Origin of the sequence: Lewinella sp. W8 (assembly GCF_004375085.3) — a bacterium.
In the GTDB taxonomy this organism is placed as follows: Bacteria; Bacteroidota; Bacteroidia; order Chitinophagales; family Saprospiraceae; genus Neolewinella.
In genome coordinates this window covers 154,976-176,886 of record NZ_SNAQ03000001.1, presented here as the reverse complement: position 1 = coordinate 176,886, position 21,911 = coordinate 154,976, and the positions used below count along the sequence as shown (strand labels likewise).

Genomic DNA, 21,911 nt, shown 5'->3' with positions numbered 1-21,911 from the left:
TAACAATAAAACTAAGAACCATAATCCCCCCTGGTACGTTATCTTGTCAACTCAACTTACCGCATATGTCCGCCGAACTTAACCTGGCTACCAAGAATCTTCACCGGAATGGTTTTCTGGATATTGACGTAGATCCCACGCTGGATCTGGTGGCCGAGATCGAGCGCCTCAAAAAGGAGCGCAATGCCGTCATCCTGGCGCATTACTATCAGGAGTCTGAGATTCAGGACATTGCGGATTACATCGGAGACAGCCTTGGCTTAAGCCAGCAGGCGGCCAGTACCGATGCGGACATCATTGTTTTTGCGGGCGTGCACTTTATGGCCGAGACGGCCAAAATGTTGAGTCCGCAGAAAAAGGTTTTACTTCCGGACCTTAAGGCCGGTTGTAGCCTGGCGGATAGTTGTCCGGCTCCGGTTTTCCGCAAATTCAAGGAAAAGTATCCCGACCACGTGGTGGTGTCCTACATCAACTGCTCGGCGGAACTGAAGACCCTGACGGATATCTGTTGTACGAGCACGAATGCCCGTCACATTATTGATTCCATTCCCGAAGACCAGCCCATCATTTTCGCTCCCGACGTAAATCTTGGTCGCTGGCTGGTGAAGGAGACCGGTCGGGACATGGTCCTGTGGAACGGCAGCTGTATGGTGCACGAGATTTTCAGCCACGAGAAGATCACCAAGTTGAAGATTCGTCATCCCGAAGCGGCCTTCATCGCTCACCCCGAGTGCGAGGCCCACATCCTGGACATTGCGGACCACATCGGATCTACCTCCAGCCTGCTACGGTTTACCCGCGACAGTGAGCACCAGGAGTTCATCGTGGCCACCGAACCGGGCATCATCCACCAGATGGAGAAGGCCAGTCCGGACAAAAAATTCTACCCCGCACCGCCCAACAACAGCTGTGCCTGCAATGAGTGCCCCCACATGAAGCGTAACACCATGGAGAAACTCTACCTCTGCATGGAGCACGAACTCCCCGAAATCACCCTACCCGACTGGGTGATCAAGGAAGGCGTAAAAAGTATCGACCGTATGCTGGAAATTTCGGCAAAAGCCGGGCTGTAAACCAGCATCGACCAAAAGCAGGAGGGGCGGCCGCATCAGCGGACCGCCCCTCTTTTGATTCAGCAATCAAACTTTAGGTTCTTGCGATGCTGGGGTTTAGTTGCCGAGCACGTAACGGACACCAAGTCCACCGTATCCGCCACCAAAGCCGCCGAAGCCGCCGAAGCCGTCCCCGATGAAGAAGGTCGGCACCCAGTCGGCGGTAACCGAGATCGGGGTGTCCTGGAAGGTGTACTGCAGCCCGAGATAACCCGATACCGTAATGAGGGTACCGCTTACGTCCGAGCTTCCGGCGTTCCAGAACTGGATGCCGCCACCACCACCGTAGTACCACTGGAGGCCTTCGGTTGACCCCAGGTCATTGTGGATCTGGTAGGCACCGTTCAGGCCGATCCAGCTCCAACCCGTGAAGCCGCGGTAGCTGGCGTAAACTTCTACGGCATTGGTTTCGGAAACGAAGGTTTTGTAGCTGGCCGCCCAGGGGTATCCCAAACGGAGACCAACGGCGGATTTGAAGGGCTGAGCGAAAACTTCAGATTGGCCGAAGAAGGTGATTACGGCCACGAGAGCAAACAAGCGAATGAATCTTTTCATAATGGAGTATTGATGAATACGTTTCGACGATTTCTCGTCAGTTTAGGGTAGTTACGCGAAGGAGCATAGGGATCCTCGCTCCGCGATTTGGACAATAATATATGCCCGGAAAATTAAAATCGTTACGGGAATGATTATTCGGTTAGCAAAAAATGATTAATCGGGCCCCGGTTTCACCACGCTATTTGGGAGGTGCCCGGCACCTGCGGTCCCCCGCCCACGTCGAGCCTTTCGCCTCGCTTCACGCCCCGTCGGCTACCTGAGCCTCCGATGAATGCTTTTACCAGTCCCGTTCACGAAATGTAGGACGATACCCCGGTACGAAATCCATACGCCAAAACAAATAATTTCCACGCTAGTGTTCCAACGCTTCGATCGATTTTCGTAGTTCGCCCAGGCGGGAGCGCCAGATCCAGACTTGCACCCCAAAGGCGATGATCAGCCAAACCACAATGGTACCAAACAGCCACAGTTTTGGTCTTTCCCATAAACCCGAAACATTCGAGAGCAGGAAGCCCATCAGGATCGCCAGGGTTCCCGTTTGCAGCAGGACGGACACCCAGCTGTAGTTGGTTAGCTCCTTCAGGCGCTCCTTCATCGCCAACAGCAAGGGGGCATCACTGACCGGCTTGCTGGATAGGTGGTAGCCCATGAGCCCGTGGACGATGAGCAGGATGAGGCCAATGACCAGGGCAAGATTCCATCCCATGGGCCGCAAGTCACCGTCGAGTGCGGAGTAATAAAGAAAAAGAAACAAAATCCAGGCGGTAGTTTCCACGATCAACTGGCGGCGAATGTGCCGCAGGGAGGGGTGGGTCCAAACCCGCCGTAGATGCTGGTCCATCCAGGGTTGTTCTTCCTCCGGGCCGGCTTCCTGCCAGTATTTTTTCTGCTCTTCAAAGTCCATGCGATTAATTATTGAGTAGGTTTTTGAGTTTGTTTTTGATGCGGTGGAGCTTTACCCCCACGTTGTTTTCGCTCAGTCCGAGGATGCCACCGATTTCCCGGTGATGCATACCTTCAAGGTAGAGGGCCATCAGGGCGCGATCTGCCCGGGGAAGTTGGCGAATGGCGGCCATCAGCCGCACACTCGGCTCAGCCTCTTCCTCCGAAGGAATACCCGGTTCGGGGAGCCGCTCCCGGAAAATGAGCGTTGGACTTCTCCGGCGAAACCTCGTCAGGGCCGTGTTCAGCGCCACCCGGTACATCCAGGTCCCGGGCGCACTTTCTCCCCGGAAGCTGCCGAAGGACTTCCAGAGCTGGTAGGTGATTTCCTGCCGCAGGTCTTCCCGGTCCGCTTCGTGATCACAGTACAGACCCGCCACTTTGTGGATGATGCCTCCGTGTGATTTGAGTAAATCCAGAAATGCTGATTCTTCCTTCATGGTATCCCGTTAGTAGACGGTCCGGTCAAAATCTTACACCAGCAGACGAAAAAAATCGTTATTGATTAATGGGGTACTTCCTGCGCGATGGGGTGCTCCATACTCCTTGCCTAGCCCGATAGCTATCGGGGGGATAATCTACCGTTCAGACCGGGGTTCCACGGTGATCAAAAGTCTGTTTCACGGGGACATCATCGAATGAAGCGACCTTCACCCATCGAAAGCAGAATATCCCAAAAGGAAATTTTCACCCCTTACATTGGGTAAACGATTTAATGTCCGGGGCCCGGAGGGTTTACGCGACTAGCCTTTGGCAACGGTCCCAAGTTTTGCTTCACAGCTACCTTCGATGGTCGCTAAGCTCGTCGGGATCGCTGATTGTATGACAATGCAACGGCGTGTGCAGCGTAGCGGAATACTCGGCTCAGCCGGTGCAGGTGCAGAGCCCTTTCGTAACGCAGGCTGATTAGGACGAATGAACGGATACCGACTCACCCAACTTATTCCACATGGCTAAATCAAAAAATCACCTACCGGTGTGTAGCTCCTGCAAGCAGGGAATTTCCCGGACGCAGATGAAGAGGACGCTGGCCCTGTTGCCCTTTGACGGCATCTTCCTGGCTCACGAAGGCGACTCCCGTGAAGACAGCCTGTATCGAACCCTGGTCTCCAACCCTCTCGGTATTCGCTGGGCCTGTGATGCCTGTCTGGAAGCGGGAAATGCCCTCATCGGTCGGCCCCGGAAGCAACGTTATACCTTTAACCCGATGGACGTCAACGCGCCCTACCTGGCGTATACGGATCGCCACCTACCCTGTGACCGGTGCGGAGAAAAGTTCGTGTTCAGGAAGGAGGAGCAACGGTACTGGTACGAAGAGCTGAACTTCGTGGTGATGAGTTATCCGAAGCAGTGCGCTCCCTGTCGTCGTACCTTGAGGGAAGGCCGTAGCCTGAACACGGAACTTTCCCAGCTCCTGGCGGATGGTGAACCCCAATCAGTCTCCGACCTACGCCGGGTAATTGAAATTTACACCCTGATGGAGAAACCCGAGCGGGTGGCCTACTACACTTCCCGGCTCCCCCGTAATTGAGTGGGAAGAAAACCTGAACGTAGGGTCCGGGGTTAGGAAGCTGATATGAAGCGAGAACTCATCAAATACCTGGAGCACCTGGAAGAGGAGGAACTAAGGCAGGAAATCCTCCAGCTGTACCGGAAGCTTCCCATCGTTCGGGAGTACTATCAGATGGAGCTCGCCGTGGACGCCGCGGGCCTGGTGGAGAAATACAAAAAGGACCTCCGGAAGGCCTTCTTCCCCGCCCGGGGGCGGGGCCGGCGGGGACGTAGTGAATCCCGGAAAATCATCCGGGCGTTCGAGCGCATCTCCGTCCACCAGAAGGACATCCTCACGCTGCTGTTCTACCGGGTATCCATCATGGTGGATTACCTGACGGCATACCGGCTGGTGAGCGAATCCTTCCATGCTTCCATCGTCACCAGCTACGCCGAAGCCTGCCGGCTGGCCGAAAAGGAAGTGCTGACCGACTACTTTCGGGAGGAGGCCCGCCGGGTGGCCATCAAGCACGAGGAAGCCAAACGACTGTACGGCCACTCCCTACTCCCCCACTGGGAATCCACCTTCGGATAGGGTTACCGAAAGTGGACGTCACCGTCCTGCACCCAGGCGTGCCGCTCGAAGCCGTAGGTCATCCCCAGGTATTCCGCCGACAGGCGGAAGGCGGCGTAGAAGCTGTCGTTTACCGTATCATCGTCCGAACAGGAGAGGACGGACATTTGCTTTCCCCGCAGTTTGCGGCCGGTGGGCTTTTGCGACTTCAGCAGGTCGGAAAGCCGATCGAAGAAAATCTTGAGCGGTCCGCTCATCGCGTACCAGTAGACCGGGCTGGCAAAGACGATCTGATCGTACCGCAATAGACCATTGATCAGCCGCAGAAAATCATCCTCCGCCGGATACTCCTGCTCGTAACTGAAGGGTAGAACGTGGAAGTCGAGCAGGTCAACGACCTCGGCGTCAATTTCCCGTGCCAGCGCCCGGACAACCTCGGCGGTATTCCCCTCCGCGCGAGCGGAGGCCTGTAGGATGATGGTCTTCATGGGGCTTCAACAAATTGAATCCAGGAAAAGACGATCTTACACTTTGCTCACCGCAATCGTGACCGACTCTTCTCCGGGCAGTTCGATGGTCTCCCCTTCGATGCTTTCGTCCATGACCAGGGCATCGGCCAGGACTTCCTGCATCAGGTAGTCACGGAAAGCGTTAGCGGATTCTTCAACGGCCGGTGACCCGAACAGGCGCACCCGGATGCGGTCCGTCACCTCAAAGTTTTGCTCTTTGCGCAGGTTCTGGATTCGGTTTACGAGTTCGCGGGCCAGTCCTTCCTTGGCCAGCTCATCCGTGACGGTTACGTCCAGGGCAACGGTGATTTCACCGTCTGAGGCCACCTTCCATCCGGGGATGTCTTCGGTGAGGATGTCCACTTCGTCGGGGGTGATGACGACGGACTCCCCGTCAACGTCCAGGGTAAAGGATCCGGAGGTATCAAGCTGGTTGATGTCTTCCTGGCTCATCTGGTTGATCTTACCGGCCACGGCCTTCATCTGCTTGCCGAGCCGCTTACCCAGCACCCGAAAATTGGGCTTGATGGTTTTCTTGAGGAAGTCCTTATCGGTCAGGAATTCCACTTCCTTCACGTTTACTTCTCCCACAATGATGGGCGTAACGGCCGCTACCCGACGCTGAAACTCTTCGTCGAGGGCGGGCACGAGGATTTTCTGAAGGGGCTGACGCACCCGGATTTTCTCCCCCTTGCGCAGACTGAGCACCAGGGAGCTGATCCGTTGGGCGTAGTCCATCCGGCGTTCCAGGTCTTCGTCGATCCTGGCTTTGTCCGCTGCTTCGAGCAGCGAGAGGTGTACCGAGTCCACGGCACCTGCGTCCGCGCCATTGTTCGTCAGATTGCGGTAGAGCCAGTCGGCGAAGAAGGGGGCCACGGGAGACATCAACTGGGCCACCCGTTTGAGGCAGGTATCCAGCGTTTGGTAGGCCGCCCGCTTGTCGAGGGTCATTTCACCCCGCCAGAAACGGCGACGGCTCTGCCGCACGTACCAGTTGGAGAGTTCGTCGTTCACGAAGGACTCGATGGCCCGACAGGCCGGGGTGGCATCGTAGTCCGCGAAGTAGGCGTGCACCTCCGCGGTCAGCGAATTCAGGCGAGAGATGATCCAGCGGTCGATTTCGGCCAGGTCCTTGTGCGCTACGGGCGCGTCCTCGCTGGGGCGATAGCCGTCGATATTGGCGTACAGGGCGTAGAATCCGTAGGTGTTGTAAAGGGTGCCGAAGAATTTCCGACGCACCTCGTCCACCCCGTCAATATCAAACTTGAGGTTTTCCCAGGGGTCGCTGTTGCTGATCATGTACCAACGGGTGGCGTCCGCACCGTATTTCCCAATCGTCTCGAAGGGGTCTACGGCGTTGCCCAGGCGTTTGGACATTTTGACCCCACTCTTGGCCAGTACCAACCCGTTCGACACCACGTTCTTGTAGGCTACGGAATCGAAGACCATCGTGGCGATGGCGTGGAGGGTATAGAACCAGCCCCGCGTCTGGTCTACCCCTTCGGCGATAAAGTCCGCGGGGAAAACCCGGTCAAATTTATCCTTATTCTCGAAGGGGTAATGCCACTGAGCGTAGGGCATGGAGCCGGAATCGAACCAAACGTCGATCAGGTCCAGCTCGCGCTTCAGTTCCTTACCGTTCTGGAACAGTACCACGTCATCGATGTAGGGGCGGTGCAGATCTTCGGGAACGGACTGATTGAGGCCCAGGGCCTCGTTGGCGGCCTCCACCGCTGCAGTGAGCTCGGCCACCGAACCGATGCACAGTTCTTCCTCGCCGTCCTCGCTGCGCCAGATGGGCAGGGGGATTCCCCAGTAACGGGAACGACTGAGGTTCCAGTCCTGCAGGTTTTCCAGCCACTTACCGAAGCGCCCCTCGCCGGTGGCGGCGGGCTTCCAGTTGATGGTTTTGTTCAGTTCGCTCATCCTCTCCTTGACCGCACTGGCCTTAATGAACCAGCTGTCCAGAGGGTAATACAGGACAGGTTTGTCCGTCCGCCAACAGTGTGGGTAGTTGTGGACGTACTTAGCCACGTTGAAGGCCAGACCGGCCTTCTTGAGGTGGACGGCGATGTCTACGTTGACGTCTACGTAATCGGGGTCGTCCTTGTAGTTCTTCACGTACCGGCCGGCGAAGGGGCCGGCGCCTTCCGTAAATTTCCCGGTCTTATCCACCAGGGTAAGGGAGCCGATGCCGTTGGCCTTGCCCACCATCATATCGTCCGCACCAAAACTGGGGGCGGTATGCACGATCCCCGTGCCATCTTCCGTGGTCACGAAATGACCGGGGATGACGCGGAAGGCATCCCCGTCGTCGGGTTGCTGGCCGGGAAGCAGCTGTTGGTAGCGGATGCCAACCAGCTGATCGCCCTTGAAGGGCGCACTGATGGCCTCCACCTTAGGTTGATTCTTGGCACCAAACCACTTGCCGACCAGGGCTTCCGCCAGTACGACGTCCACGGATTCTCCCGAATACGCGTTGGTGGTGCGAACCTTGACGTAATCGATCTTTGGTCCCACCGTAAGTGCCGTGTTACTGGGCAACGTCCAGGGGGTGGTCGTCCAGGCCAGGATGTATACTTTCTCGCTATCGGCGGACCCCATAATGGCACCCATACCTTCTTCCGCTTCGTTCTCAGCGGGTGGAGGGGCTACCGGGAGAGTGTAGAGCCACTGGCTGGCGTCATTTTTATCGGTGTCGAACATGGCCACCACCGTGGTGTCGCTTACCTCCTGGTAGGCCCCGGGCATATTCAGCTCGTGGGAGCTGAGCCCAGTTCCGGCCGCCGGAGAGTAGGGCTGGATGGTGTAGCCCTTGTACAGCAGGTTCTTGTCGTAGATCTGCTTGAGCAGCCACCATACGGATTCGATGTAGTCGTTCTCGTAGGTGATGTAGGGATTGTCCAGGTCTACCCAGTAGCCCATTTTCCTGGTGATATCATCCCAGATATCCTTGTATCGCATGACCGTCTCCCGGCAGGCGCGGTTGTAGTCATCGACGGAGATTTTGGTACCGATATCCTCCTTGGTGATGCCCAGTTCCTTTTCTACGCTCAACTCGATCGGCAGGCCGTGAGTGTCCCAGCCTCCCTTGCGTTCGACCCGCTTTCCGTTGAGGGTTTGGAAGCGGCAGAACATATCCTTGATCGTACGGGCCATGACGTGATGGATGCCCGGCTTACCGTTTGCGGAGGGCGGACCTTCGTAGAACACAAAGGAGTTTTCCTGATCGCGCTCCTCGATGCTGCGATCAAAAATCTTTTCCCTTTCCCAAAAGTCCAGGATGTCCCGGTCGATGGCTGGAAGGTCTAATTTTTTATACTCCTGGTACATAAGCTGAGATTGGGGTGCGAAATTACGGAGGTCAGGCAGGAATGCCTAGTAGTTACGAGACTTTAGTTCATGGCATAAAAAAAGCTCCCACGGAAGTGTCCGTGGGAGCTTTTGACTGGTGAATAACAGCGGCAACCCTACGGACGCATCGCGCTCGTAATAATTATACCGCCAATAATTCGCTGATTCTTCGTCATGATGCAAAGGTAACGAACATCGGACAAAAAAGGTTTCGGCTCGTATTTTGACGTCCGTCGGGTGAATCGGACTGCGTCTGGGAGGGTCCCGACCCAAAGCAAACAGCGAATTTTCGCAAGAGAATTATGCCTATTTTCGGACTTTTTCGGGAAAGTCTTAAAAAAATTAACAGTCAACCCTTGTCGGTAAAAAAATAAATTATACCTTGGTGATGCAAACGGGCGATACTTAATACCGCACGCTTAGCAAAACTTTAGTTTTCATTTGGTTTTTTGGGGTTATTGGGAGGCAACGGCGTTGCCTCTTTTTTTTTGCCTTCCCCCAGCCAACTCCGGACTTTACATACAGTTTACATCCAAAAGGATGTGCCATTAGTACCCATGACGTACGGGAGGTAGCCCCGCCATTTCTCTTTCTGTTTAGCCAACGCTAATTTTTGGGGCGTAGGAAATATCAAACTTGAGGGAATTGGCGATGAAGCACTTCTTCCCCGCTTCGTGGTGCAGATCGTGAGCGATGTCCACCTTATCGGATTCGGCGATGACAATCTTCGGGCGTAAGACCACCGAGGAAAACTCCCCGGCCCCGTCACTGGCCTCCTGCATGACCCCTTCCGCCTCGTCGACGTATTCCATAACCGTAACGCCGTTGACGGCCGCCAGGTGCAGGTACCACAGCATGTGGCAGGCGGAGATGGAACTGATAAAGAGTTCTTCCGGGTTATAGCGCCCGGCATCCCCCCGAAACTTGGGGTCGGAAGAGCCTTCGATAATTTGAGACTTCCCCGCCACCGAAATTAGGTGGTCCCGCGAGTAAGCCCGATAGTCGAGGGTACCGGACCCACGATTTCCGGTCCATTCGTTCCTGACGCTGTAATGGTGTGCTCTTTCCATGAATGGAAGATAGGTCCGCCCCGGGGAAGGTGGTAATTATCCCGCAGGAAATCTTTTCCAAGCACGACGCCGTTGGGACACGAGACCAAAAACGGCCTACGGATTAAGCAAACTATGGGCTGAGGATATTTCAAGGGAGCTCGCTTCTATCGTCACTAGCCCCGGCCTTACGGACGACTGGCTTGCGGAGCAAGCCTTTTTCGGAAAGTTGTTCGGTTTTGGGAATGACTCGGCGTGGAACGCCTCGACCGGTTTGGGGGTCCCCACTGGCTCCGTTACGCTTAGCCTTCTCCTTTGCCTAAGCCTTGTTCTCGGCCCCTTACGACCGGCCTGCGCTTACCCGACCATTCGTCCATAGGGCGGGGGCAAGCCTTTTTCGGAAAGTTGTTCGGCTTTGGGAATGACTCGGTGTGGAACGCCTCGACCGGTTTTGGGGTCCCCACTGGCTCCGTTGCGCTTAGCCCTCTCCTTAGCCTAAGCCTTGTTCTCGGCCCTTTACGATCGGCTTGCGGAGCAAGCCCTTTCCAGACTTCTTCTCCATCGACCGGCCTGCGGAGCAGGCCGTTCCCGTTCCGGACTTCTTATCCGTAAACCACAAAGTGGCCATGGGAGGGTTCCCATGGCCACTTTGGACAATTTGAGGTATTCTCCGGACTTAGTAGCTCCAGAGATCCTGTTCGTAGTTAAAGATTTCCTGCTTGATGCGCTCGGCTTCCAGGAGTCGTTCGCGGCCATTGGTCAGGTAACCACCGATCCGACGATCCAGTACGTTGCTTTCCTTGAAGATGTAGCTGTTGAAGTACCGGCTCTCGAAGACGTCTTCCCAACTACGGTTCGCGGCGTCGTTACCGAAGGCGTAGGCCTCTTCGTTAGCCAGCATCTGCCGGGCTGCGGGGTAGTACACCCAGAACATGGGCAGCTCGTAGAGGAAGTTACCGTTCTCGTCAAATTCGTCCTTCAGGGGGGCAATGCCCAGGATGCGGACCTTCATGGTACTGCTTTCCTTATCGAAGAACCAGATTTCCTGCAGGCGGTAGCGGCGGATGTCGTCGGGGTTGAGTTCCCGGGCCACCAGTTCGTAGGTTACCTCGTAGGTTTCGGGGTTCACGACGGGTACGGTGTCGATACCACCGGCCAGGCCTTTACGCTCGTCCTCGGTCAGCGGGGTCGTAAACTTATCGTCGAGGGTTCCGTAGAGCTCAATGTCTCCGCGCTCGGCAGCCTCCATCAGGATGGTGATCAGGGGGCGCTGGGGGTTGGCGAAGGGCAGGTTAATTTTTTCCCGAACGTCGAGTACGCGCCAAATGCGCTTTTGCCACATGACGTCAGCTTCCCGTACGTCTTCGTAGGGAAGGATACGGCGCTCCATCTTCGTTCTTTTTTCCACGATATCGTTCACCGGAGCGGGGAAATCCGTGGTGGGATTGTCCGTCTGGCCAGCACCGGGGAGTTCGAAGTTGCTATCGGGATTGGTATTCGGATTACCGGGGCGCTGGGCGACCAGGGTCGTGGAAGCACCGAGGAGAAGCAGGAGGATCAGTTTGAAAGCTGCCTTCATGGGGTAAAGAATGATTAAGGGAAAATGACTTGTAACGAGATACGAACGCGATGGATAGCGGGCATAGTGTAACAAGCAGAAAAAATAACGGGCCTTCGGGGAAGAAATTTCCGCCGAAGGCCCGCAAAAATCCGTCAGGAATTCGGATTACGCAAATTCACTGTCGGACTTAACGTTATTGGATGTTGAAGACCATCGTGCCGATGGGGCGGGTAGCCGCATCACCGGGGCACTTCGCCCGGATGTTCTGGGCGTAGAAAATGTCACCCGGCTTGGCGCGATTGACGAGGTTCTTAGACTTCGTATTGAAGTTACCTCCGGGGTTCTGGCTCAGCACCGCGTCTTCACGCTTAGGCACGTACACCAGATCGTATCCGGCGATGTTACACTTGGCTTCGAAATCGAAGTTATCCAGGAAGGCGTACAGACCGGTTTGTGACTTAAACACGTTACTCCGGATTTGACCACCCTTGGAGTTACCCAGCATGGGGATTGGATCGGGAATACGCTTCACGCGGAAGGGGAAAGAACCCAGCGTCTGTCCGTTGGCGGTTACGGTTACGGTAGTTTCGCCCTGGCGTTGTCCCTGGACGGTGTACTTACTGCCAGAACCTCTACCCGTAATGTTTTCGCCGAAACGTACGCGTACGTCACCGGAGGGAACACCCGCGGCAGAAACCGTCAGTGGGTTGTCTACGCCGATGTAGAATACGTTCATCTTGTCGGCGGACACGGCTACGGAGCGCTGGCCTACTTCGTAGGTGAACTTACTTTCACCTTCGGTCACCTCACCGGTCAGCGGATTGGTCACCGCTACGCTAAGGTTGAGCGTCTGAGGTCCCTGACCACGAGCGACCGTAGAAAAGTCTGCCTTACCGTCTGCACCAACCGTGAGTCGCTGGCCGTTCACCCGAAGGTCTACGTTGGCGGGGTCGAGGCTGGAGCTGTAGCTACCTACGGAAACCTTTGCGTTCAGGCTTTCTCCACCGATAACGTAGCTGCGATCAGCTTCAAATACCGGGAAGAATGCGTCAAACTTAACCGTACGACCACCAGCGAGGCTGGCCATATCGTTGATGAGGTTAGCTTCTGATACCTTAAGGTCGGACTGCATTTGAGACATCAGGGGAAGGACTGCCGCGACGGGCATGTGACCGAACTTGTAGTCGGACCAGCTTTCGCGGTCTGCTTCCTTCCAGGCCTCATCGTCAACGCTGAAGGGCATGTTATTAGCGACCGAATTGATACGCTCCTGAATCTCATCTGGCTTCAGGCCGAAGGGTTTTTCACCGTATTCGTTCAGCAGATTTGTATAAATTTCGATCAGGCGATCACGCGTCTCTACGATCTTAGCTTTGAGGGCTTCTCCTTCTCCAGGTTCACCTCCAACGCCGTCTTCTCCCAGCACCAGAATGCGGGTAGTGACGTCCTTGTTTTTCTTACCACGAACGGTACGAACTCCGTGATCTTCTTTGTAGTCTTCTTCATTAAGTTCACCGTCGTTATTACCCGCAGCGTCGATGATGGTACCACGCAGTTGATTGACGTAGCTATTGAAATTAGCGGTTTCGGACTGGATCGCTTCGATGGCGGGGAGAATGGGGCGAAATTCAGCTTTTGAATCGTCGTCCAGCAGAGCTTCCAGGCCTTCAACCGTGGAGCCAAGCTGTTCCTCCACCGTGTTGATGCTGGCCTGGTTACCCTCGTCAAGGGTTTGGAAAGCATTCATCACCTCCGCGGAAACGTTCAGGGCCAGCAGTGCCATCAACACCAGATACATGATGTTGATCATCAACTGCCGGGGTTCCTTTGGGATTGACATATTGATTTTATTTAAGACTACCGTGGCGGAGGGGCATCACGAAGACGCTGCACTCCGCCACGGAGTAATTTTAGAGAAATATTAAGTACGCTGAGAATTGGGCTACTTAGGCGTTAGGACCGCGCATGGCGCTGATCATGTTGCCGTATACCGTATTCAGGGTATTGAGGTTGCCGTTCAGCGACTGCATGTTCTCCTTGTAGGCCTTGGTCTCTTCGGAGGTAGCGGCCAGGTCAGCCATGGCTTCGTTGAGCTTAGCGTAGAAGTTACCCATCTGGCGGATCTGCTCTCCGGTACCGGAGAAGTCCGCTTCCTGCAGGGCCTTCAGGCTACTCATGCTCTTGGACATGTTTTGCAGTTCGGTGAGCATGCCACCGAGCTGGGCTTCCACCACTTCGCCGTTGAGCTGAGCGGGAGCGGCACCAACACCACCGGAAGACAGTGGCTGCACGTCAGCGTCGTACTTGCTCAGGCCGGGGTAGAGTTTGTCCCAGTAGTAATCGGGCTCGGGACCGAGGATACCGATCAGGAAGAACAGGAAGGCTTCTACGCCGAGGCCGATGGTGAGGAGGTCGAATTTGATGCCAAAGAGTTCTGGCATCTCCCATGATTGAATTTTCCAGAGGGCGCCAAGCATTACCACCGCGGCACCAACGCCGATGATGAAGTTCTTAGCATACTTGAATGTGGGCGATTTCGTAATTGCCATTTGTACGAAAGTAAAATTTGGGGGTAGATGATGAAAGTTAAGTGATCCGAAAGGATCATCCGGGTCTTCCCCACTTTTGGAAAAATGATTGTGTGCTCAGTGGTAAAAAACCACGTTAACGCCGTCTTAACCGTAGTTAAGCCCGGCTTATTGTTTTGCGGCTGCGAAAATAACGCAATTCGCCAACTTATTCAAAAAATAGTCAGTTGTAAAGCTTTCCGGCCCTCTGCCCCAAACATCCTTTGGTCAGGCCGCCCGGTGGGCCTGCTCACTGTCGTAGATCAGCTGCTGTCCGGCCAGGATGACGGAGGTGGGCGTCCGCCCGAAAATGTCGGCCAGCTTATCCTGATCGTTAGTATAGCACATGGCCTCGACGAGCAGTGCCTGTTCCTCCCTGGTCCAGGGCTCGAAGGAACGGGGGTAATTCACCCGGGCACGGACGATATACTCGGGTAAACGGTCTGCCGGGCGGCGCAGGCCCAGGTCCCGAACGGCCCGGTAAAGCTCCGTAGCCTTGGCTTCCTCGAGATTATTAAAGGTCTCTTCTTCGAAAAAAGTGACCGCTTTCCAGGGCTGATGCACGGTGGCCCGTCCCTTCGGGGGGTATTCCGGCAGGCGATCCGGAAACTGCCGGTGATAGGCCAACAAAAATTCGTGAATCATTTTTCGGGTGTATACCCCACGGAAACGGTTGTAGGCGGGGATTCCCTTGAGCCTTCGGTCCACGATGGACCGACTGCCAATAAACACTTTTGCCAGTTGGCCGACACTGGGCGCGTAGCCCAGCTCCCGCAAATCGCGACAGGCATCGGTGATCATCTGCTCCGGAATCTCCACCGTTTCCTGGCGTTTTTCGTTGACCGCCCGGATGAGGCGGTTGAGGCTCGCCCGCACGTCGGGCTCGCGCAGGCGGCTTTCTTCACCAACGGGTTCCCCCGTGAGTGGATTAACGTTGGCCCGCAGGGCGTGCAGCAGGTCCAGTAGGGTCTGGGTAGTCATGGTACATCGGTTTTTGGTGAATGACTTGGTTGATCGATCACCAAAACTCCTGGGCCAAGACGGAATTAGTCGTCAAATAAACGTTTACTTACGTTTTTATACGTTTATGAACGACTCTGGTGACGCCGTTTCCGCTCGGCCGGCCAGTCAGCTCGTGCCTCGCGCCTGGGCGGATGAGTTACTCCATCCTTAGTCTCAGCCTCCACCTCCACGACCGGCTTGCGGAGCAAGCCTTTTCCAGAAGTCTACCCTTAGTCCTAGCCTTACCCCTCCGCCAAAAAAAGCCCGGCGGACCAAATCCACCGGGCTCTAAAGGCAAGCTTATTCAATCAAATATTCTTGAGGGCTAGGCAGCCTTGCGGGTGCTGGCACCCGGCGTTTTCATGGTCTTAACCTCATTTTTCTTTTCCCGCCCGAAGCCGACGCCAAGCATGGCGCTCAGGAAGATGGGCAGGGCGAAGCCGGCGATCCAGAACTGACCGATGAAGCCTCCGATGATGACGCAGGCCATCATGAGGATGAAGCGAATGAAGAGTCCGTCGATTCCAATGGCGAAGAAGCGCATGAGGGTAATATTTTGGTAGCGCCGGAGGCGCGGTTAGTTGTGGTTGATTGCAGGACAAAGATGTCCTTATGTGCGGCCGATCACATTGCGTTAGGTCAGCGCCAAAGTTGATTTTTCTCATTTTTTTGGCGCGGGTGCAACTATTCGTACCGATGGGCCCATTATCCCCCCGTCCTGCGGGACAAACACCTAAAACCGGGACTTACCCACCAAACCACTTTTTACCATGCGACAATCACTTCAACAACGGATCGGGAGGGGGCTTACGACCCAGTTTTCCGGCCACGTCGCCCAACGGTAAGCTCCCATCAACGGATCGGAGCCCCGGGCGGGCTCCAAGATCGGTTCGGTACTCACGGACGCGGGTTACTTCGTAGCTCATTTGGTAGAGCATTTGACCCATAATCAAATGGTAGCAGGTTCGATCCCTGTCGGTTTTCCGGCCCCGCCGGAACTCGCTCCTCTTTCGTCCGAACCTTCTTTTACGGCATCAGATTTGGGCGCGCCGCGCAGGTGCCTGGCTTCCTGGTGAAGCGCGTTGCACCTGCGGCCCCTCGCCCTCCCCTCAATGACCGAAGGGAGGAAGGATTGAATTATTGAAGGAAGAGAATTCTGGAATACGCCTTCCGCCATTCATTCAATCCTTCCATCCTTCGATCATTCAATCCTTTCCTTTCCACCCCAGTAGCCCAACGGGCAGAGGCATCCGGCTCAGAACCGGTTCAGTATAGGTTCGAATCCTATCTGGGGTACAGCGGACATAGCTCAATGGCAGAGCGCCGGCCTGAACCCCCGGAGATACTGGTTCGATTCCAGTTGTCCACACCAGCGGGTATAGCTCAATGGCAGAGTCACTGGCTTCCACCCAGAAGACGAAGGTTCGATTCCTTCTATCCGCTCTAGTTAGTCTCAACGTACGGTGGTCTGCATTAAAAATCCGTTTCGATCTGGTGCAGACTTCCCCCCGGAAGATAGGCGAATGCTGGTTTGTCGCGCTGCCCTGGAACGGCAGTCCACCCTCCGAAACGGGGTGGCGAGGGTTCGATCCCCTTGTCTTCCTCATACCAGCTGGTTGGCGGTGCCGGCCAGCGTCCTTCCGCCCGGTCGTATAACGGCAATTATTTCTGAATTTGGCTCAGAAGATGGGGGTTCGATTCCCTCCCGGGCTGCCAACGTAAAAGCCCCGATGACCGGGTGGTCATCGGGGCCTCTCTATGTTAAAGCCTAATCCAAAAAAGCAATTGATCCCAAGACGCCCGAGGCGTACTGTATTATGCGGAAGCCGATGGCTTCGGTGTGGCGATTAGGCTCTTCCGGTCAGGTGATGGGTTCCCTACCGGGCTTTGGACCGCGACTTGCTCTGCGGCACCATGCTTTTGCCCTTCTTCTTTGCGGAAGAGTTATTGTCCTGCTGGCCTTTGGCCTGACGAACGGATTTGCGGGCTGCTTTGATGGCTTCGGCCTGTTTACGGGCCTGGTTGCGTTTTTCTACTTTGGTTTTCATTGTTGTTAATCCATCGGCCCAACGCGGGCGCGATTACTGCATCTAAAACGCTCGGGTCACCGCTTAGTCACCATTAATTCGACTCTTTTTTTGGTCGATTTTAGTTAAAGTTTTTCGCCTCTTTTTCGGGCCTATTGCCCCCAAGAAAAAAGCCCCCGTCCGGGGCGTCAGACGGGGGCTTTTCCAGTTGTTTTCCGGGCCGTTTACAGGATCAGCATGGCGTCTCCGTAGGCAAAGAAGCGGTACTTTTCTTTCTGTGCCTGCTCGTAGGCCTCCAGGATCAGATCGATGCCGCCGAAGGCACAGGTCGTGATGAAGAGGCTGGACTTCGGCAGGTGGAAATTCGTCAGCAGATGGTCGGCGATGTGAAAATCGAAGGGCGGGAAGATGAATTTGTTCGTCCAGCCTTCGTTGGCCGCCAGCAAACGTTCGGCGCTAACGCTGTTTTCCGTGGCCCGGACGGCGGTCGTGCCGATGGCACAAACCTTTCCACCGTCTTTTTTGGTCGCGTTCACAATTTCGCAGGCCTCCCGCTCCACGCGAAAGTACTCAGCGTCCATCTTGTGCTTGGAGAGGTCCTCCACTTCAATGTCCCGGAAGGTACCCAGTCCGAGGTGGAGCGTTATTTCTGCTTTTTTAACGCCCTTGAGCTCCATCCGCATGAGGGTTTCGCGGCTGAAGTGGAGCCCGGCGGCGGGAGCCGCCACGGCCCCGATCTCCTTGGCAAAAACGGTTTGGTAGCGCTCGGCATCCCGGGAATCAGCTTCCCGCTCCAGCATCTTAGGCAGGGGCGTATTACCGAGGCCGTGCAGTTCCTTAAGGAATTCGTCGTTAGGGCCTTCGAAGAGGAAGCGGATGGTACGTCCACGACTGGTAGTATTGTCCACCACTTCAGCGACCAAACGGGTGTTGCCCCGCTTATCGTTGAAGTATAGTTTGTTGCCTACCCGGATTTTCCGGGCGGGATCGACCAGAACGTCCCAGAGGCGGGCCTGGGAGTTGAGTTCCCGGAGCAGGAAAACCTCGATCCTGGCCTGGGTTTTCTCCTTAAGGCCGTAGAGCCGCGCGGGGAATACCTTGGTGTTGTTGAAGACCAGGCTGTCGCCCTCTTCGTAGTAATCCAGCAGATCCGTGAACTGCTTGTGCTCAATCTCCCCGCTGTCTCGATGCACCACCATCAGGCGGCTATCATCTCGCCTTTTGCTGGGGGTCTTGGCGATTAGTTTTTCGTTAAGTTCAAACTTGAATTGCGACAGCTTTGTCCTCATTCCCGTAGGTTAGTTTTTTTGGCCGCTTGGGCTCAAACAGCGTGCAAAGATAGGGGCTTTTCAACATTTCGTAGAAACAACCACCTAGATGTAATGTGGCTAGTGGACGGAAAGTTCTTACTCCGGCGAGGAAAAGGGGGTATTCGTCCAACAATCGTTGCGCTTAGTCTATTGTAAAGATTCCCGGCCAACCTTTTTCATAATTTTAGGGCCTTCAATCCACCCATATGTTATTCCTCAAAGTTCTTTCCGAAAGTGTCCGTCAGGCCTGGGCACAGCTGACTGGCAACAAGCTGCGGACTTTCCTGTCGCTACTCGGCATTTCGATCGGCATTTTCTGCATCATCGGCGTGCTTTCTGCCGTCCAGTCGCTGGAGGATAACGTTTCCGGAAGCCTGGCCAAATTGGGAGACGATGTAGTCTACGTGGACAAATGGCCCTGGAAGGACAATAGTAACGACTGGTGGGAGATCTTCCAACGCCCCTTCCCGGACTACGACGACTACGAAGCCCTGAAGAAAAATATGCCTACCGCCGGCCTGGTGGGCTACTGGACGGTGCCGGGAACCCGCACCCTCAAATGGCAAAGCCAAAGTGTAGAAGGAGGTTTCCTGTTCGTTACCACCTACGAGCTCGACCGACTGTTCAACATTGAAATCGGACAGGGACGCTACTGGAGTTCGTCGGAATACTCCAACGGGGTGGATAAAATTCTGCTCGGCAACGCCATCGCCACGGAATTATTCAGCGCCGTTAACCCGGTGGGAAAGACCATTAAGATGCAGGGGAGAAAGTACGAAGTCATTGGCGTGCTCGAACCCGCCGGCGATGACCTGATCAACCCACTGGACTTCGACGACGCCATCCTCGTTACCTACAACAACGCCGCTCGCTTCATCAACCTGAAAAACCGAAACCGCTTCGGAGGTACGGTAGCCGTAAAGGCACGGGAAGGCGTGGAAATGGGACGCCTTCAGGACGATATCCGGGGCATCCTCCGCAACAATCGCCGGCTACGCCCGCGGGAAGAAGACAACTTCGCCCTGAATGAGCTCAGCATGACCGCCGATGCCCTCGGCGCCTTTTTCGGAGTGCTCAACATGATCGGCTTCATCATCGGTGGTTTCTCCATCATCGTCGGAGCCATCAGTGTAGCCAACATCATGTTCGTAAGCGTCAAGGAGCGCACCAGCCTCATTGGGGTCAAGAAAGCCCTGGGAGCACGACAGTTCGTGATCCTGCTGGAATTCCTGACCGAGTCCGTGATCCTCTGCGTCATCGGCGGTGTCATGGGGCTGCTCCTCGTCGTAGGCATTACGGCCATCATCAATACGGCCTTTGACGCCTTCGCCATCACCCTGAGTCCGTTCTATGCCATGGTCGGGGTAGTGCTCTCCGCGCTGGTCGGTATCGCGGCCGGTTCGGTCCCCGCGGGCCTCGCGGCCCGGATGGACCCGGTGGAAGCCATGCGGAGCTAGATACTGGTTTACCTGGTTGCTGGTTAAAGGTGGCTATTCCACGATGAGTTCGTCCAGGTAAATTCTTGCCCGGGCACCCGCCCGGTGGTGGCCTTCCGGAATGGCCCCGAAGGCCGCCATCTCGACTCTGATGGCACGCAGGGTCGTCGCGGGAAAGCTTAACTGATGAGCAACTTTATTTCTGCCCTGTTGGGTAGCCTTTTCCGGCTCCTCCAGACTGGCCAACTCCACGAACTCCCCGTCTCCCCGGTCGCCATAAACCGTGATGCTTCCCGGAGGATAAATACCCGAAATCGTATAGCGGAGGGTGGAGAACCTCAGTGAACTGGCCGACCGGGGTTCCGGGAACGTCATCGTCAGGGCCAGTTCGTTGCCGGAGAACTTATGCCAGTTGGTGTCCACTGGTGTCAGTTTGGCGTACTGGAGATTGGATAATTTGGGTAATGCCTGACCGCTCCGGTCCGTAACCTTCGCGTCCATTCCGGCGTGAATGGGCAAGTCGAGCGAAACGGGATACCCGATGGGTTCGCCGTCGAGGAACGCCTGGGCCGTGACGAGCTCACCCGCCCCAATCGTGAAGGGGCCGGAATACTTCAGGGCACTGGTGTCGGGTGCGGTGCCGTCCAGGGTGTACCTCACGTCCAGGCCGGTGGCTTCCGTTTCCAGGCGAATCTCAATCTTGTCGCCCAGCCTGCGGTGATGCATCCAGGGACTGAAGGCGCTTTCGGCGTACCGTACCTGCCGGGCATCCAATTTCCGGAAGGCGTACAAAACGCGGCCAATGAAATCATCCCAGTCCTGGCGCGCACTACTGGTCCAGGCATTTTCGGCCACCGCAAAGACCCGGGGGTAATTCATGTAGGTGAATTTACTCCAGTCACTGATAGACTCCGTCCACATATTCGCCTGGATTCCCTTGATCAACCGGGCTTCTTCCTCCGACAGCTCCTGTGGGATTACGTCATAATTGTAGGCCGTCGACAACAGGAGCCGGGAGTATCCGAGATTGGGCTCAAGGTCGTCGTGCCCCTGCTTCAGGTCCAGGTAGCAGAACTTACTTGGCGTCATGATGACCTCGTGGCCGGCCCGGGCGGCCGTCAGGCCGCCTTCCTCGCCCCGCCACGACATTACCGTGGCGTTGGGGGCCAGTCCTCCCTCCAGGATTTCGTCCCATCCGATCATGGTCCGGCCGCGGGCATTAATGATTTCTTCCATCCGCTGGATGAAGTAACTCTGCAGTTCTTCCTCGCTTTGCAGGCTCTCCTCCCGCATCTTTCGCTGCGCATCCGGATCAATTTCCCACTGCTCCTTGTTGCATTCGTCTCCCCCGATGTGGAGGTAGGGAAAGGGAAAGAGGTCCATCACCTCATTGAGCACCACCCGGGCAAAGTCATAGGTTTCTTCCTTTCCCGGATTGATCGTGTTGTAGCGAAAGACCCCTCCCGTTGCCACCGTGGGCAACGCCTTTACCGCGCCGATTTCGGGATAGGCTGCCACCGCCGCCTGGGCGTGACCCGGCATATCAATTTCCGGCACCACCTCGATGAAGCGGTCCGCGGCGTAAGCCACGATTTCCCGTATTTCCTCCTGAGTGTAGTACCCGCCGTAGGTGGCGGGCTCGTCTGCTCCCTGTGGGGCCCGGCCCCACCAGTCGGAGTAGCGTTCGTCCGTATTGAGGCGGTCCGCCCGCCACGCGCCTACTTCGGTCAGATTGGGATACCCCTTGATTTCAATTCTCCACCCCTGGTCGTCCGTCAGGTGCCAGTGGAAGCGGTTGAACTTGTTGGCCGCCATCATGTCCAGCACTTCCTTCACCTGCCCTACGCTAAAGAAGTGCCGGGATACGTCCAGCATGTAGCCGCGCCAGCCGAAGGCGGGAGCGTCCCTGATCTCCACGGAGGGGATACCTACCGGGGATGTCATAACGCCTTCCTCCGCAAAGAACTCCGGGGGCATCATTTGCCGGATACTCTGCAGGGCATAAAAGAAACCCGCCCCGGTGGCCGCCGTGATGCGAATTTGCGCGGGCGTAACGGATAAATTATAGGCCTCCTCCCCTAGCGCAGGGTCGGTGGCCAGGGTAATGTTCCCCCCAGTGTCCGTCGTTACCGCGGGGCTCCACCCCATCCGGTCCGCAAAGTTCGCCAGGAAGGGTTGCAGTAATTTCTCCTGGGCTTCCTCTTCCACCGAAATGGTCATCCCTGGGGTAAAAACAAAGGCTCCGGTTCCCTCGACCAGCTCCGCCGGACGCGGGATGATCAGCGCTTCACCGATCACGGGATCGGGTTCATCGGTACAGGCCAACAGAGGAAGAAAAAAGAGGGGTAAAAGAAATCGCAGCATGCGATAAAAGTAGCCCTAGCGCGATTAATCTTCCGCATCCCGTGATAACCGGCAC

18 protein-coding genes and 5 tRNA genes are annotated in these 21,911 nt (G+C 55.8%); 9 read left to right on the top strand and 14 right to left on the bottom strand.

The features are described from left to right. Nucleotides 1-65 precede the first annotated feature (65 nt). Complete coding sequence (gene nadA, locus E1J53_RS00765) at nucleotides 66-1,073, top strand: quinolinate synthase NadA (protein WP_134270069.1); 1,008 nt, start codon at nucleotides 66-68, stop codon at nucleotides 1,071-1,073. Nucleotides 1,074-1,169: 96 nt separating this feature from the next. On the opposite strand, the gene E1J53_RS00760 is transcribed toward nadA, so the two are convergent. The 3 genes from E1J53_RS00760 to E1J53_RS00750 all read right to left on the bottom strand — a co-directional run bounded on the left by E1J53_RS00760 (nucleotide 1,170) and on the right by E1J53_RS00750 (nucleotide 3,052). Then, nucleotides 1,170-1,667: a hypothetical protein gene (locus tag E1J53_RS00760; protein WP_134270068.1), complete on the bottom strand. Its 498-nt coding sequence runs from the start codon at nucleotides 1,665-1,667 to the stop codon at nucleotides 1,170-1,172. A gap of 355 nt (nucleotides 1,668-2,022) precedes the next feature. Beyond that, nucleotides 2,023-2,574 (bottom strand): hypothetical protein, encoded by a 552-nt coding sequence (locus E1J53_RS00755; RefSeq protein WP_134270067.1) that lies wholly within the window; start codon nucleotides 2,572-2,574, stop codon nucleotides 2,023-2,025. A 4-nt stretch (nucleotides 2,575-2,578) separates the two neighbouring features. After that, nucleotides 2,579-3,052, bottom strand: a complete 474-nt coding sequence (locus tag E1J53_RS00750; protein ID WP_134270066.1) for an RNA polymerase sigma factor — start codon at nucleotides 3,050-3,052, stop codon at nucleotides 2,579-2,581. 509 nt (nucleotides 3,053-3,561) lie between these two features. Here E1J53_RS00750 and E1J53_RS00745 point away from each other — a divergent pair. Next, complete coding sequence (locus E1J53_RS00745) at nucleotides 3,562-4,143, top strand: zinc-ribbon domain containing protein (protein WP_134270065.1); 582 nt, start codon at nucleotides 3,562-3,564, stop codon at nucleotides 4,141-4,143. A gap of 45 nt (nucleotides 4,144-4,188) precedes the next feature. Then, complete coding sequence (locus tag E1J53_RS00740) at nucleotides 4,189-4,698, top strand: DUF6155 family protein (protein ID WP_134270064.1); 510 nt, start codon at nucleotides 4,189-4,191, stop codon at nucleotides 4,696-4,698. A 2-nt stretch (nucleotides 4,699-4,700) separates the two neighbouring features. On the opposite strand, the gene E1J53_RS00735 is transcribed toward E1J53_RS00740, so the two are convergent. The 8 genes from E1J53_RS00735 to E1J53_RS00700 form a co-directional block, all read right to left on the bottom strand. Next, complete coding sequence (locus E1J53_RS00735; protein WP_134270063.1) at nucleotides 4,701-5,165, bottom strand: flavodoxin family protein; 465 nt, start codon at nucleotides 5,163-5,165, stop codon at nucleotides 4,701-4,703. 36 nt (nucleotides 5,166-5,201) lie between these two features. Beyond that, the gene (ileS, locus tag E1J53_RS00730; protein WP_134270062.1) at nucleotides 5,202-8,519 is read right to left on the bottom strand and encodes an isoleucine--tRNA ligase; all 3,318 of its coding nucleotides are present in this window, start codon (nucleotides 8,517-8,519) and stop codon (nucleotides 5,202-5,204) included. A gap of 617 nt (nucleotides 8,520-9,136) precedes the next feature. After that, entirely contained in the window at nucleotides 9,137-9,610 is a 474-nt protein-coding gene (locus E1J53_RS00725) for an OsmC family protein (protein WP_134270061.1), read from the bottom strand. Nucleotides 9,611-10,265: 655 nt separating this feature from the next. Continuing rightward, entirely contained in the window at nucleotides 10,266-11,168 is a 903-nt protein-coding gene (gene gldN, locus E1J53_RS00720) for a gliding motility protein GldN (RefSeq protein ID WP_134270060.1), read from the bottom strand. A 175-nt stretch (nucleotides 11,169-11,343) separates the two neighbouring features. Next, nucleotides 11,344-12,990 (bottom strand): GldM family protein, encoded by a 1,647-nt coding sequence (locus tag E1J53_RS00715; RefSeq protein WP_134270059.1) that lies wholly within the window; start codon nucleotides 12,988-12,990, stop codon nucleotides 11,344-11,346. A gap of 106 nt (nucleotides 12,991-13,096) precedes the next feature. Then, complete coding sequence (locus E1J53_RS00710; protein WP_134270058.1) at nucleotides 13,097-13,699, bottom strand: gliding motility protein GldL; 603 nt, start codon at nucleotides 13,697-13,699, stop codon at nucleotides 13,097-13,099. A gap of 246 nt (nucleotides 13,700-13,945) precedes the next feature. Then, nucleotides 13,946-14,698, bottom strand: a complete 753-nt coding sequence (locus tag E1J53_RS00705; protein ID WP_134270057.1) for a hypothetical protein — start codon at nucleotides 14,696-14,698, stop codon at nucleotides 13,946-13,948. A gap of 346 nt (nucleotides 14,699-15,044) precedes the next feature. Beyond that, nucleotides 15,045-15,263 (bottom strand): hypothetical protein, encoded by a 219-nt coding sequence (locus tag E1J53_RS00700; protein ID WP_134270056.1) that lies wholly within the window; start codon nucleotides 15,261-15,263, stop codon nucleotides 15,045-15,047. 678 nt (nucleotides 15,264-15,941) lie between these two features. Between E1J53_RS00700 and E1J53_RS00695 the strand changes: the two genes are divergently transcribed. The 5 genes from E1J53_RS00695 (at nucleotide 15,942) to E1J53_RS00675 (ending at nucleotide 16,435) form a co-directional block, all read left to right on the top strand. Next, nucleotides 15,942-16,015: transfer RNA gene (locus E1J53_RS00695), tRNA-Leu, on the top strand. Nucleotides 16,016-16,017: 2 nt separating this feature from the next. Then, nucleotides 16,018-16,091, top strand: a tRNA-Phe gene (locus E1J53_RS00690). Beyond that, nucleotides 16,092-16,162: transfer RNA gene (locus E1J53_RS00685), tRNA-Gly, on the top strand. Between the two features lie 67 nt (nucleotides 16,163-16,229). Beyond that, nucleotides 16,230-16,323: transfer RNA gene (locus tag E1J53_RS00680), tRNA-Ser, on the top strand. A 37-nt stretch (nucleotides 16,324-16,360) separates the two neighbouring features. Then, nucleotides 16,361-16,435 (top strand) — tRNA-Gln (locus E1J53_RS00675). A 161-nt stretch (nucleotides 16,436-16,596) separates the two neighbouring features. Here the strand turns inward: E1J53_RS00675 and E1J53_RS00670 are convergent. Beyond that, a complete protein-coding gene (locus E1J53_RS00670; RefSeq protein WP_154640109.1) occupies nucleotides 16,597-16,767 on the bottom strand; it encodes a hypothetical protein in 171 nt (56 codons plus the stop codon). Nucleotides 16,768-16,970: 203 nt separating this feature from the next. Further along, nucleotides 16,971-18,035: a tRNA preQ1(34) S-adenosylmethionine ribosyltransferase-isomerase QueA gene (queA, locus tag E1J53_RS00665; RefSeq protein WP_134270055.1), complete on the bottom strand. Its 1,065-nt coding sequence runs from the start codon at nucleotides 18,033-18,035 to the stop codon at nucleotides 16,971-16,973. 227 nt (nucleotides 18,036-18,262) lie between these two features. Here queA and E1J53_RS00660 point away from each other — a divergent pair, with 227 nt between their 5' ends. After that, nucleotides 18,263-19,513, top strand: coding sequence for an ABC transporter permease (locus E1J53_RS00660; protein ID WP_134270054.1), 1,251 nt, complete (start codon nucleotides 18,263-18,265; stop codon nucleotides 19,511-19,513). Nucleotides 19,514-19,546: 33 nt separating this feature from the next. On the opposite strand, the gene E1J53_RS00655 is transcribed toward E1J53_RS00660, so the two are convergent. Next, complete coding sequence (locus E1J53_RS00655) at nucleotides 19,547-21,856, bottom strand: beta-N-acetylhexosaminidase (RefSeq protein ID WP_134270053.1); 2,310 nt, start codon at nucleotides 21,854-21,856, stop codon at nucleotides 19,547-19,549. Nucleotides 21,857-21,911 lie beyond the last annotated feature (55 nt).

Coding starts and splice junctions, on each gene's coding strand:
- nadA (WP_134270069.1), top strand. CDS start 66: ATGTCCGCCGAACTTAACCTGGCTACCAAGAATCTTCACCGGAATGGT.
- E1J53_RS00760 (WP_134270068.1), bottom strand. CDS start 1,667: ATGAAAAGATTCATTCGCTTGTTTGCTCTCGTGGCCGTAATCACCTTC.
- E1J53_RS00755 (WP_134270067.1), bottom strand. CDS start 2,574: ATGGACTTTGAAGAGCAGAAAAAATACTGGCAGGAAGCCGGCCCGGAG.
- E1J53_RS00750 (WP_134270066.1), bottom strand. CDS start 3,052: ATGAAGGAAGAATCAGCATTTCTGGATTTACTCAAATCACACGGAGGC.
- E1J53_RS00745 (WP_134270065.1), top strand. CDS start 3,562: ATGGCTAAATCAAAAAATCACCTACCGGTGTGTAGCTCCTGCAAGCAG.
- E1J53_RS00740 (WP_134270064.1), top strand. CDS start 4,189: ATGAAGCGAGAACTCATCAAATACCTGGAGCACCTGGAAGAGGAGGAA.
- E1J53_RS00735 (WP_134270063.1), bottom strand. CDS start 5,165: ATGAAGACCATCATCCTACAGGCCTCCGCTCGCGCGGAGGGGAATACC.
- ileS (WP_134270062.1), bottom strand. CDS start 8,519: ATGTACCAGGAGTATAAAAAATTAGACCTTCCAGCCATCGACCGGGAC.
- E1J53_RS00725 (WP_134270061.1), bottom strand. CDS start 9,610: ATGGAAAGAGCACACCATTACAGCGTCAGGAACGAATGGACCGGAAAT.
- gldN (WP_134270060.1), bottom strand. CDS start 11,168: ATGAAGGCAGCTTTCAAACTGATCCTCCTGCTTCTCCTCGGTGCTTCC.
- E1J53_RS00715 (WP_134270059.1), bottom strand. CDS start 12,990: ATGTCAATCCCAAAGGAACCCCGGCAGTTGATGATCAACATCATGTAT.
- E1J53_RS00710 (WP_134270058.1), bottom strand. CDS start 13,699: ATGGCAATTACGAAATCGCCCACATTCAAGTATGCTAAGAACTTCATC.
- E1J53_RS00705 (WP_134270057.1), bottom strand. CDS start 14,698: ATGACTACCCAGACCCTACTGGACCTGCTGCACGCCCTGCGGGCCAAC.
- E1J53_RS00700 (WP_134270056.1), bottom strand. CDS start 15,263: ATGCGCTTCTTCGCCATTGGAATCGACGGACTCTTCATTCGCTTCATC.
- E1J53_RS00670 (WP_154640109.1), bottom strand. CDS start 16,767: ATGAAAACCAAAGTAGAAAAACGCAACCAGGCCCGTAAACAGGCCGAA.
- queA (WP_134270055.1), bottom strand. CDS start 18,035: ATGAGGACAAAGCTGTCGCAATTCAAGTTTGAACTTAACGAAAAACTA.
- E1J53_RS00660 (WP_134270054.1), top strand. CDS start 18,263: ATGTTATTCCTCAAAGTTCTTTCCGAAAGTGTCCGTCAGGCCTGGGCA.
- E1J53_RS00655 (WP_134270053.1), bottom strand. CDS start 21,856: ATGCTGCGATTTCTTTTACCCCTCTTTTTTCTTCCTCTGTTGGCCTGT.